This window comes from Bacteroides sp. (assembly GCF_030151085.1).
Lineage (GTDB): Bacteria > Bacteroidota > Bacteroidia > Bacteroidales > Bacteroidaceae > Bacteroides.
The window spans coordinates 63447-75418 of the sequence record NZ_JASLER010000094.1; the positions used below are offsets into that span (position 1 = coordinate 63447).

Below are 11972 nucleotides of genomic sequence, written 5' to 3' on the forward strand. Positions count from 1 at the left end.
ATACGATTCCTAAATCGTAAAAACAAAAGATCGCAAATACCTAGATAATTATTTATAGTTCAACTTTTTATCATAATATATCATATTACATATTTTTTGAGAAAGTAGTAAATCCATTTTCGACCTATCTTTACAAACAAATTTCAGGTTTTATAATAAATGGATAAAATGGAAACACAATCTAAAATTCCTGCCACAGACAGTATTTATTTGAAAGTAAATGAAGCATACTGTAGATATATGTATAATGAGATTCTTTACATAGAAGCTTCAGGTAGTTATTGCTATATATATCTTTCTAACAATTCAAAAATACTGCTCACGACCTCACTTGCCGAACTACAAGAACATTTGCCAATTGAGATATTTATTCGTACTCATCGTTCTTTCATCGTCAATATAAACTATATTGAACGCATTCTTGGTAACCTAATTTATATAGGTGAGGTTGCTATTCCCATCGGAAGAGAAAATAAAAAAGATATTTTCTCTCGCTTAAATATAATGGGATTTTAAAGCCATAAATACTCTAATACACGATAAGAGCAAAATAATTGGGTAGGTTGTTTAAATAAGAAATATTATTCGAAGAGTATTTTTTGTAAATCTCGTAGAAGTTGAATTTAATTAATTCTATCTTTTACGAGATTTATTATACCATAGTATCGGTATCCTGAAATTCATCAGCTGTTAGTTTTTGAAGATATTCATTAGGAGTACAACCGACTCGTTTTTTAAAACTATTATTAAATGTATTATATGAATTAAAACCAAATTCTTTATATATTTCACTAAAATTTGTGGCTGGAGTTATACAACGTTTTACGTGATCTATACGATAATCATTAATCCATCGATTAAAATTAACTTTTGCATATTGGTTGATACATGCTGATAATGTAGATCGATTCGTTCCAACCATTTCAGATAATATTTCGAGTGTTAGTGCATTATTTAAATAAAGTTTTTGCGATTCGACCATTTTACAAGCTTTACGGAAATATCTTTCCTGGGGAGTGAGTGGTTCGCGTTTCTTTGAAGGTTCAGGCACAAGTTGAGGAGATAGATCGACTGTTCCTCCTAATATTTCCTGTTGCTTATTCTCAAATGATTTCTTATATTGTTTCCTTGTTAGCCTATATAAATATACTATTATTGCACATAGAATCAAAATAATTACCGAAACAACAATAAGGATAGATAATATACGTTTTGCATTATTAATCTCGTCTGCTTGTTTCGCATTCTTATTTGTCAATTCTTGAATTTCAAATCGGTCAACCCAATGTTTACTATCAAGACTTATTTTATTCTCATAATACATTTTTTGAATAGAATCTCGATATACTAATAACTCAGTAGCCTTAGCATATTGCCTAGTTAATCGGCAAAAGTCACTGTAACGGCCTAATGCATCAATTTGTTTTTCTATACGCTCCGACTCAGAAACAGGTGTCTTCATTAAAGGTTCAACAAATTGAAAAGCATCTTGCGCCTGCTGCAATTTTCCATTACGTTGCAACAAAGAAGCATAAGAAGGATAAACATACATAAAATATAATGGAAGATTTTCAATACTTCTATCAGTCTTATCAAATATCCCTTTAGCTTTTAGTGCTTCGTTCAAATAAAATGTAGCAGAATCCTCACGATTCTCTGCAATATAAGTTTCAGCCATCTGACAATAAAATACCATTCCAGTGCCTTTCTGCGATTTCTGATTCATTTGAAGTAAGTAAAAACGAGCTCTATCTGTTTTTTGAAGGTGCAAATTACTTTTCGCAAGCATTAGATAAATAGAGGATGATGTAAAATGAGAGAGTGAATCTAAATTTATGTTGTTACTAATACTGTCAATATCACTATAACGCTTTAAATTAAATGACGCATCAATTATAGATGATAAGCATATATATTGTTGTTCTTTTAGCCCTTCAGCAGCTGCTTTAAAATAAATCTCTTTCAGTATCAATAATGCTGTCTCCAAATCTCCTAATCGAATGAAATAAACAGCTATTGTATAAAGTTCTTCTATCACATATTCAACTTCATTAGCAATGCGATCTTCTTCCAACAATTCATATAGAATAGATATACTTTCCTTATATGAACCTTGTCTATTTAATAAGTTGGCCTTTATTCGTTTTAGATTTCTAAATTCCTCTCTTGATAATGAATATTGCGTTTCTAGTTCTTCACATCGTTTTATTCCTTTTGATATTGCATTTGAAATTCCCCATTGATCTAACTTTTGATACAATATAATTAATCTTTGCAATATTTTTTTTTGGTCTTTTTTTGAAGCAAAAGTCAAAGCCTTAAGTAAAAGATGTTCCTGCTTTTCTGTTCCTAATGAAGTCGTTTCATCATTAGATGATACATTTAATAATATTTCAACTTGCTGATAAGGTAATAAAGATTTTACCTCATACAACAAAGAGTCAGAAGCAGAAGATAACAAAGATACTGCTCCTAACCTTTTGTTCAATAAAATAGCTTTTTCATCCCTTTTACTTATACAGCTAAAGCAGCACAGACATAATAGAAGTAAATGGAAAATCTTAATTCTATAAATCATGTAAGCACAATTGCTCCATAAGCACACGCCGATGCACATTTGCCACAATGAGTGCAAAATCCTTCATATTTTATTCGAATAAGCTTATTTTTTTCATCAAAATATAACAATCCTATGGTACATGCATCTACACAATCACAACAAGTATTACACTTATCAGGTCTTATTGTCCATCTTCCCACTGGCATTGGTCCCGGACCAGAAACTAATTTTTCTTCATTGTTTTCCATAATTATATAACTTTTTGTTTTAAATATTTAACCCTCAAAAATACATATTCTATTTAGAAAATCAAGCCAACACATGTAACTATTTTCTTATTATTTTCATTTGATTGGCATTTGTTGGAGCATTCATAGTTTCCTATTAATCGAAGATACCAAGAGAAAGGAGAATTATTTATATATGTAATAGAAAAATTTATATTCAAACGCGCTGCCGTTTCATAATTATAATCTTGCTGTAAAATACTAGTATTTTGCCATAACTTTATATCTTCTGTGTCTTGATTGATATTAATCACATTTTTTTTCATCATCATTCCTCTACCTATGCCATACATTCCTCCTAAAGCACAATCAAGATATGCATTTGGAAATACAAAATTATGAGTATATGTAGTATAAATCGCAAGTCGATGTAGAGGTTGTGAATACTTTACCGGATAAAATAGTAATACATTTTCCTGATATTGGTAATGAATTCCTGAATTTAAAGAAAAAAGAGGGTCCCATGCATCACGCATTTTACGATATTCATAATTTAAATCACACATTCCTACACGTCGAGTGGAACGAAGTATTTTTCCATACGATTTCCAAACTCCATTATCTTCTTGTTGTTGCAACGGATCATAATTATCAGTTCGCTCATACTTCATCTTCATTTCCCATTCATGCTGACTATGTATATGAGACCTCTTCAACCTCCCTAAATAGTTTATTTGCCAAAGATTAGCTTCGCCTTCTTTACGGTCTTGTATCCGATTACTTTCTACATTCTGTCTAGTAATACTCCCTTCAAATTGCTGAAAAAGACGAAAAACATCCGAATGTAATTCTGCCTGTAAAGCTCCGCCAATTTCTTGTCCTGAATAATACCACTTTATATTTCCCTCTCTCGAAAGAGTTTTAAAATAACTCAATGGATAAGATACAAAAATAGGATAAGTTACATGCGTACCCATATTCTGGTAGTCCACCGTTTCTTTTCTATTTGCATGAAGTAAAGATAATCCAATAATATACTTTTCAGAGCGATAACCTATCCCTGAAGTCAATATCCATTCAGACCATTGATTTTTATTACGAGGGTCAATTTTCTTTGCTGCCATTTGTACTTGATAATCAAATTTTGCTCCAAGTAACCAATGGTTATATACAGGTAAAGAAAAAGCTCCTGCTAAATGATAAGCCTCGTTACGGCGTTTCCCGCTTACAGAATCACATAAATTCACTGACTGCCAGTAATCATTGACCATGCCATGCCAATTTTGCCCGCTGTTCTGATTTTGTTCATAATTCAACCGACCATACAAAGCTACTTTCCCCATCTTTTGATAGGATTCGCTTACTACAGAATAGACATTAGACGAGGTAGGTAAAGAAATCTTTCCTAGATTTCCGCTACTATAACTATAACCAATCTCCGCCATAGAAAAAGTATTGAACTGATTGAATAATAACCCTACAGGGTTTTTCCCATACAGCCAATCGTTATGTTCATAAATTTCCTGCACCGTAGGAATACGCAGAGTATCGGATTGTGCAAAAATCACAATCGGCATCCCCACCAACAATCCTAAACATGCAGCCTTCAATCTCATTACAAACCTATTTTTTTAATAGTGGAGCTGAAACCTCAAAATCGTCAAAAGCATTATTGGTATCTTGATAGATCACTTGACCATCTGTACCCAAACTCTTTTTACGAACAATTGATTTCCCACAATAAGCACCTTCGGAAATATAGAAAGGAGTATGGTTCAAATTATCGGGAACTCTTTTGAGAGTTATCATTTCGGCGCTTCTCACACATTCAACACAATCAATAGCCCATTCTTGTGGAACCGTCAAATAAAGTTTGCTTTGATTGGTGGCTTGTGGACGCGGTTCGCGGTTATTCAAGTCACTCACATAATCTTCTGCACTGATTCCTTGCAAACTAAAAATCATAAAAGTAGGTTCCCAAATAGGTAAAAAGTATTTCGAAGTATTTGGGTTCAGTTTGGCAATTAACTTCAATGGAGTAACACCCGGCTCAATATTTTGCCCGCTCAAGCTCACATCCCAAAATCCCCAATCAACTTTAGATAAGTCAACAGAATTAGCATGTTGATATTCACCCCCAGTATGATTGACTGCATTCGTAGCAATTGTTGTTTCTTTGCCCGGCGCTAAAGGATAATCATTGCCAGTACCTGGAAATTGCCAAGTCAAATCATTTATCGGAATTCTCGACATATCTGTATATTTCATCCAAGGAGACTCTATAGCATTTGCCGGATCAACCACTGCCACACAAAGTTTATCCAAGTAAACTGTTTCACTGGAATTATTATATAAGGTCACGTATTGGTCAGCTTGGTACTCCTCTCCCATTTTTCCAATACATCCCCCGTAATATATTTCCTTAATTACAATAGCATTCGTTTCCGAACGGGATAATTGCAATTCAACTGATTTCGGAGTATTTCCTTGCTCAGGCAATAAGACCAAAGATTCTATTCTGCCACTAAATATAAAACCCGAAGTAGCTTGATAATGAACAGAAACCGTGTAATAACCACATTCTACATGAAAATCAGCAAAGCCAGTAGAAGAACATCTGAATTTATACGTTCCACCCTGTGACTGATTAGTTAAAACCACTGTCATTTCTTCAAAAGGTAAAGTCGGATAACCATCAGGAGGTAACAATTGAATATTTACCTGACATGAACTCTGTTCATCTTCCGAACAGGAAGCGAAAAATAATAAAAAAGCAATTAGTAGATAATAAGTTGTCTTCATAAGATAGTTATATTTCATTTTTTATATGTCAAATTCTGTACTATTCTAAAATTGTATATTCACCTCTGCACCATAATAAAGTTCCGGATTTAAAAGTGAATATTGTTGCGTACTGCGTGCTAACTTTTTCGGGTTCGACCGTGTTAGATTGTTTGCGCAGAATGCTACTGAAACATGTTTTCCTATTTTCTTTGTAACCCGAAGATTCAATAAAAAATAGGGACCAAAGGAATCTTCCTGAAAAGCTGTCGATGTACCAGCTTCCAACACTAAATCTGCAAAACGCTTATCAGTTGCCATCTCCTGAGTAAAACGGTGCAAATTACCCTCACCATCCATATAATATACCGGATTTAGCCGTTTCCGATGTTCCGTATCAATCATTGGATTTCCATCAAGTCGATTTCCTTTCTCATCCGCTAAGTAAATCGGGTTGTCGTAACGACTTTCCATCCCTCTACGTTGCTTATCCAACCATACAGCCTGTAATGTCAACGTTGTTATCAATCCGATACGTGGAATTTGAGTAATACACTGAAATCGAGTACTACTTAATTGTGATGTTACCAAATTGGCAAGTAATCCTGTAGCTTCATAAATACCGACATAAGGATATGGGGTTCCATTTAATTCAATTTGCGGATAAGAAGCTGAAAGTATATTATTCTTTTCTTCAACCTTTATATAACTTCCACTTATCAGAAAAGAAGAGTTCAAGAGTCTCCAATGTCCAAGGTCCAATATATATTCTAGTCCATTTTTACGCTGTTCAATACCATTCTGAGGACGCATATATAAAGCAAAAGTAGAATTGGGAGTAGATGACAGTAATTCTCCATCATTCATCACTCCTTTATCGGTCAATTCAGGATTGGCTCCTTTATCAATCAAAGGAGTATAACGACGATAAGTAAAAGGTTCAGCCTGCTGAACCACACGAAATCCATTACGCAAATGTTCCCTAAACCATACAATATCTGCAGTAATACCTTTAATCTTGAGATTGACACCAAATTCAAATTTATTATTGACCGGCATACTCAATTGAGAATTAAAAGTTTTATCCGTAACATAGGTATGCAATACAGTCAATCGCTGACCATTATCTACATCATTATAAGTAAAGCAATTCTTGTCTGTGTATGATTTGTCAGGATAGAGATAAGCCAACACCGGCATTTTACGCATCAATCCCCACCCGACACGCACACTGAAGCTATTTAAATACCCATCTTCTTGATGTTCCCATAACACCTGCCTGATATTGGCACGTGGTTCAATAGTAGGAGCATAATGCAAAGACTTAGTCTGCAAATGATTTAAACGAATACCCATTTGTAATTCGGTCCGCATTCTCCCGATTGGAAGCACAGCTTTATTTTCTGCAAATGCGGCATAGTTCCAAACAAAAGGAATGTCACGATACGAGCGAGTACGACCTCCAATCAATTCCACTGGAGGAGAAAGTGGATCAAAGCAAACACCTTCCCCCCGATTGCCTTCCGTACCAACCCGCACACCTAAAGAAAAATGATTATATACCTTATTATATATTGTACGCCGAAGATTAGCTATTAAAGACGCATCAGCTGAAAATGGCTTACCTTCTACTGAAAGATATGAAAAATAATTGGGCGAAAGAAAATAACCGGCATGTTCTCCTGTTTGCAATTCATAAGTAGTAACTTGTTGAGTACTCGAATTATATACATTCGACTGATTCCGCTGATACCCATATGTCATCCCAGCTTCATATTCAAGACTGGTCAGCCAAGATTTCATCAAACTCCATTGCCCATTTACCAAAAAAGAAATTTCTTGGCTCATTGCTTTCTGATATTCCCCATCTAGCATATTAGCCCCTTTCTCATTCTTGTCCTGCATGTGAAATCCTCTAAGATTCATACGAAATGTTGCAGAAGGAAAATCTTTTGCATACGAAGCTTGTATTCCAATGCGTTGGTAGGTTTGTTCCGGTTGGCGGGCATCTTGGGCAGATAGAGCATAATCTGCACCCAAATAGAAAGTACCTCCATGTGTACCTATCCCTATTCCTTTACCTATAGAGAAAAGTTTCTCAGTCGCAGTAAAACGAATTCCAGCCATATAGGGTTGTATCCCCGCTTTTGATTTTACCAATACCACACCGCTAGTCACATCACCATAGCGGACTGAAGGTACACCTCGTATCACCTCCACACTTTCAATAGAAGAAGGAGAAATTGCACGTACATCAAACCCTGTGAGAACAGAACTATTATACAACTCACCAATGCCTCCAAGAGCTGCTTGTTGCAGGTTCGAATTATTATTCATCCGCAAACCATCTACCAACACTGCTACACCTAAAGCATTAGTCGGATCACTGTGCGATATACTACGAATTGTAAATGCTGCTGGTGTATTCAAATCCGGATTACGTGTCAAGACTCCTGGTAGCAATTGTGTTAATCCGGAAAGATCAGTTACTTGTATATGGCGGATAGCATCCTGACCAATAACAGAACGGGTATCAGGAGAATCTGATTGAACTGCAGTCACCACCACTTCCCGAAGATGAACATTCCTGAGGGAATCATGGTGTAATATTTGTATCTGATCTTGTGCAAAACACGTTTCAGACAACAAAACTAAAAATAGATAAAATATATTATGAATATAGTTCCTGCTCATAGTTTACAGAGCAAAGGAAAACATTTTATTTAATCTTTTCACTATCAAATATAAAAAAAGATAGAAAATCCCTCCATATAACTCCTTTTTGTGTATATTTACGACTAAAAAGTAAAGATATGCATCTATTTGCCTTACAAATATTAAATATTAGTACTTCATTACTTGCTTGGATTACAATAAGTAGTACCTGTTTTATTCAACTGCAATATTACAAGAAAAAATTAAATACTACTACACATCTTCTTCCTCTTTTATTAGTGTTATGGATAATAATTACCCATACACTGTATGAATCATTTCTGCTATGTCAAAGCTTATCGCTAATATCAAGTTTTAACTGTTGGGCATTAACTTTACTTATTCCATTAGCTTATTTATATTATAAATCTCAAATAACCGGTTCTCTAACTGAAAGAAAATTATGGCTTCGACATTTACTAATCCCCGGAATACTAGCTTTGGTCTATGTAGCTATGTCATTCATCACCTCAGTGGCAGACCAACAAATTTACACCTGGGCTGAATTCAAACTCAATCATCCTACGTGGTGGACTACATTTCGTATCAGTTGTTATTTGATTTGTATTATTCAAGCATCTATTTATGCTTTCCACTTAAAACGTATAATAAAGATGCATGAATCAAAAGCAATATTCAAGGATGGGAAAATTCTTATTATTTTATGTATTTGTTCGGTCTATTTTATCAGTAATTTAATAACCAATTATGTATTCGATATATTATTCTGCCTTACTACTATAATGCTGGGAGGATACATTATCTGGAACAAAAAAATTAGCCGAATCATAGTGCATGAAATAAAATCAATCTTTCCACGCATTGCAAACCTACCTACTCGCTCCAGAAAAGTACCTCAACTCAATGAAAAGCAAAAAGATGCGGTATTTGTTTGGCTTCATAAACCTGAAATTTCTAAATCAAAAATAAATTTGAAAATAATAGCCAAGGACATTTTAATTAATCCGGGGACATTAAGTAAATTTATCAAAGAGGAAATAGGAGCCAGCTTTGCCAATTACATTGTTTCACTACGCCTCGATAATTTTGAAAAATCTCTGCTTGATAAAAAACAGACTAAATCTGTGACTGAAATTGCAGAAGAAACAGGTTTTCAATCTATCGCCTCGTTTTATCGTGCTTTCATTAAACGCCATCAAGTTTCTCCACTAAAATGGAAAGAGCAGATATTGAACGAAACAAAGCAATCTGATAATTCCTAAATCATCAATTTCGCTTCAAAATTATCTAAAAAAACTATTGTATATCCATGTACAAGCAACAAAAAATCAACCAGTTACCACAGCATATCTTCTAAACTAATTTATGAGAAGTGTCTTTTTGTATTTCTGCTTACCTTTACACCACAATTAACGCGTTTCATTAACAACAATACTTAATTATGGAAAGATCTACAAAAGACAACTGCAAAATTGAATCATCATGCAACACAGCAGTAGTGAGTACAGTTTTTAGTAATGGAATGATAGTAGAAGCTAATGAGATCTCCAAAGCTTTCGGATCTGATATCTACTTTAAATGCAATAATTGGCTGGAAAAGTTTACATATAATACAATATGTTATTTAGAAGCAGCTGGAAGTTATTGTAATATTCACGTATCAAACAATAAAAAACTAACGATCGCTCAACCGCTCGGAGAAATAATCAACTCTCTTCCTTCCGATACTTTTATTCGCGTACACCGTTCTTATGTTATAAACATCAAATACGTCAATAAATATTATGGAAATATATTTTATGTACAAGACACTATGATACCTATTGGCAGAACATACAAAAAAGAAGCACTCTCTCACTTTAATATCGTAACAAAAGGAAGATGAATATATTAATAATATAAAAGTAAATTATACAAAGACAGAATATTGCTTATATTACAAAATCAAATGTACAAAAAAACTTGATACTTGACTTTTATTTCCGCAAAAGAAATTAATTCATTGGCAGTTATACCTGATTATAAAAAAAGGATATTGAACAATTATCGATTGGATACGTTTTCTACCTGCAATGAAACTTCAAAACAAATCAGGAGTACGTCAATGCATGAGAATCAATCCAAAAACATCGTATAAAATATGAATTATGTCTATAAGTAACCTTTTAATCATATTTTCATCCTCTTTTATGGCTTTATTCCCGGTAATAAATCCCTTAGGAAATGGGTTTGTCGTAAATGGCTTCCTGATCGACTTAGATGCCGGACAACGAAAAACAGCTATTCAGAAACTTATTTTCAATTATGTTCTGATTGGAATAGGAACATTAGTGATAGGACATTTATTTCTATTGATTTTCGGTTTGGCTATTCCTGTAATTCAATTGGGAGGCGGAATACTTATTTGCAAAACAGCAATGGAGTTATTAAGTGATACTGACTCCTCTGAAAAAGCAGAATCTAATCGAAACATAACAGGATCGAAATGGCAGAATATACAACAAAAAATCTTCTATCCCATTACTTTTCCTATCAGCATCGGTCCCGGTAGTATATCTGTCATATTCACTTTAATGGCTTCTGCAAGTGTGAAAGGAAAACTATTGCAGACTGGAGTCAATTATGCAGTAATAGCATTGGTCATCATGTGCATGGCTGCAATATTATATGTATTCCTTTCACAAGGGCAAAGAATTATCCAGAAATTAGGACCAGTAGGAAATCAGATCATCAATAAACTGGTCGCTTTTTTCACTTTTTGTATAGGCATACAAATTAGTGTGACTGGTATATCACAGATATTTCATTTGGATATATTATGAGTAAAAAGCTATTTCAAATATTCAATAAACCTGACATGAATAAGTTTTTTAACCGTATCTAATTGTTTACGAGCCAACAAACACTTATCACCTATCGGTATATGTAATATGCCTAAATTATCAGTAAAAGCCATTAATAGAGTCGCATCACGTTTAGATATAAGAGCTGTAATATCTTTTATTTTAGCATAAACATAATTACTATCTTCACGTTCTAAGACACCTATAGCTTGATTGTTGGCATCAAAAGGCATAGTAAGACACGAAAGAACCACCATATTGTCTTTAGCTGAAATGGCATGAAAATTACATTTGTCCCCTATTTTAAAGAAATTCTCCCAATGATCTAGCTTCTGCCATGATAGATTATTATCCGTTATTCGACCAATAGCATCTTCCAATTCCACATAAAAACCTTTCGCAAATTGCCCAATTATGCGCCCAGGAAAGGTGTTGTTTCTCCTATCCAGATATTTACCAAAAGGTGAAGGTAGTATATTTTTAGGCTATTCTTTTACAAAAGCACCGTCCACATTCAATGTAATAATATTGCAATTACTCTCTAATGCCCATTGTATTTCACGAGGAACATACGCTTTTTCATCTTGACAGCTCTCTAATACCAGTGGTGTCAGCAAAACGACAAAATCGGTACAATTACATATGGCATATTTTATTTGCTCTTCAAAATCCCCACTATGTAGGGAGTCATAGTCAAAGAAAATAGCAGAATACCCTCTATTTTTCAATGCATTTTGCAAACTTATAGCCTTATAAATACCATCATCACGTTTATAACTTATAAATATATCAGTTTTAGTAAGTTTTGTCTCCATAGTCAGATAAAGTATTTAAGGCAAATATAATACATTATAGTTAATAGATAAAATATTATACATGCAAAAA

Annotated in this window: 11 protein-coding genes; 4 read left to right on the top strand and 7 right to left on the bottom strand. The window is 33.9% G+C overall.

Translation table 11 applies throughout. The annotated features are described in order from the left end of the window. Positions 1-168 precede the first annotated feature (168 nt). Positions 169-516: a LytTR family transcriptional regulator DNA-binding domain-containing protein gene (locus Q1W14_RS20505; RefSeq protein ID WP_300704572.1), complete on the top strand. Its 348-nt coding sequence runs from the start codon at positions 169-171 to the stop codon at positions 514-516. 136 nt (positions 517-652) lie between these two features. On the opposite strand, the gene Q1W14_RS20510 is transcribed toward Q1W14_RS20505, so the two are convergent. The 5 genes from Q1W14_RS20510 to Q1W14_RS20530 all read right to left on the bottom strand — a co-directional run bounded on the left by Q1W14_RS20510 (position 653) and on the right by Q1W14_RS20530 (position 8217). After that, positions 653-2488: an AraC family transcriptional regulator gene (locus Q1W14_RS20510; RefSeq protein WP_300704574.1), complete on the bottom strand. Its 1836-nt coding sequence runs from the start codon at positions 2486-2488 to the stop codon at positions 653-655. Between the two features lie 86 nt (positions 2489-2574). Continuing rightward, positions 2575-2808 (bottom strand): 4Fe-4S dicluster domain-containing protein, encoded by a 234-nt coding sequence (locus Q1W14_RS20515; RefSeq protein WP_300704576.1) that lies wholly within the window; start codon positions 2806-2808, stop codon positions 2575-2577. Between the two features lie 53 nt (positions 2809-2861). Continuing rightward, on the bottom strand, positions 2862-4403 hold the full coding sequence (locus Q1W14_RS20520) for a DUF6850 family outer membrane beta-barrel protein (protein WP_300704578.1): 1542 nt from the start codon (positions 4401-4403) through the stop codon (positions 2862-2864). A gap of 7 nt (positions 4404-4410) precedes the next feature. Continuing rightward, positions 4411-5589 carry a DUF4876 domain-containing protein gene (locus tag Q1W14_RS20525; protein ID WP_300704579.1) on the bottom strand — a complete coding sequence of 393 codons (1179 nt, stop codon included), beginning with the start codon at positions 5587-5589 and terminating at the stop codon, positions 4411-4413. 45 nt (positions 5590-5634) lie between these two features. Continuing rightward, on the bottom strand, positions 5635-8217 hold the full coding sequence (locus Q1W14_RS20530) for a TonB-dependent siderophore receptor (RefSeq protein WP_300704580.1): 2583 nt from the start codon (positions 8215-8217) through the stop codon (positions 5635-5637). 164 nt (positions 8218-8381) lie between these two features. Between Q1W14_RS20530 and Q1W14_RS20535 the strand changes: the two genes are divergently transcribed. The 3 genes from Q1W14_RS20535 to Q1W14_RS20545 all read left to right on the top strand — a co-directional run bounded on the left by Q1W14_RS20535 (position 8382) and on the right by Q1W14_RS20545 (position 11066). Continuing rightward, entirely contained in the window at positions 8382-9506 is a 1125-nt protein-coding gene (locus Q1W14_RS20535) for a helix-turn-helix domain-containing protein (protein WP_300704582.1), read from the top strand. A 179-nt stretch (positions 9507-9685) separates the two neighbouring features. Further along, positions 9686-10129 carry a LytTR family DNA-binding domain-containing protein gene (locus Q1W14_RS20540; RefSeq protein ID WP_300704584.1) on the top strand — a complete coding sequence of 148 codons (444 nt, stop codon included), beginning with the start codon at positions 9686-9688 and terminating at the stop codon, positions 10127-10129. Between the two features lie 262 nt (positions 10130-10391). Then, positions 10392-11066 (top strand): MarC family protein, encoded by a 675-nt coding sequence (locus Q1W14_RS20545; RefSeq protein WP_300704586.1) that lies wholly within the window; start codon positions 10392-10394, stop codon positions 11064-11066. 8 nt (positions 11067-11074) lie between these two features. Here the strand turns inward: Q1W14_RS20545 and Q1W14_RS20550 are convergent, their stop codons facing one another. Then, positions 11075-11473 (bottom strand): hypothetical protein, encoded by a 399-nt coding sequence (locus Q1W14_RS20550; protein WP_300704588.1) that lies wholly within the window; start codon positions 11471-11473, stop codon positions 11075-11077. A 99-nt stretch (positions 11474-11572) separates the two neighbouring features. Next, positions 11573-11902 (bottom strand): toll/interleukin-1 receptor domain-containing protein, encoded by a 330-nt coding sequence (locus Q1W14_RS20555; RefSeq protein WP_300704589.1) that lies wholly within the window; start codon positions 11900-11902, stop codon positions 11573-11575. Between the last annotated feature and the right edge of the window lie 70 nt (positions 11903-11972).

Bases quoted from the DNA above. Each gene is read 5' to 3' on its own strand.
- Q1W14_RS20515 (WP_300704576.1), bottom strand. From the start codon at position 2,808: ATGGAAAACAATGAAGAAAAATTAGTTTCTGGTCCGGGACCAATGCCA.
- Q1W14_RS20540 (WP_300704584.1), top strand. From the start codon at position 9,686: ATGGAAAGATCTACAAAAGACAACTGCAAAATTGAATCATCATGCAAC.
- Q1W14_RS20505 (WP_300704572.1), top strand. From the start codon at position 169: ATGGAAACACAATCTAAAATTCCTGCCACAGACAGTATTTATTTGAAA.
- Q1W14_RS20520 (WP_300704578.1), bottom strand. From the start codon at position 4,403: ATGAGATTGAAGGCTGCATGTTTAGGATTGTTGGTGGGGATGCCGATT.
- Q1W14_RS20545 (WP_300704586.1), top strand. From the start codon at position 10,392: ATGTCTATAAGTAACCTTTTAATCATATTTTCATCCTCTTTTATGGCT.
- Q1W14_RS20525 (WP_300704579.1), bottom strand. From the start codon at position 5,589: ATGAAGACAACTTATTATCTACTAATTGCTTTTTTATTATTTTTCGCT.
- Q1W14_RS20555 (WP_300704589.1), bottom strand. From the start codon at position 11,902: ATGGAGACAAAACTTACTAAAACTGATATATTTATAAGTTATAAACGT.
- Q1W14_RS20535 (WP_300704582.1), top strand. From the start codon at position 8,382: ATGCATCTATTTGCCTTACAAATATTAAATATTAGTACTTCATTACTT.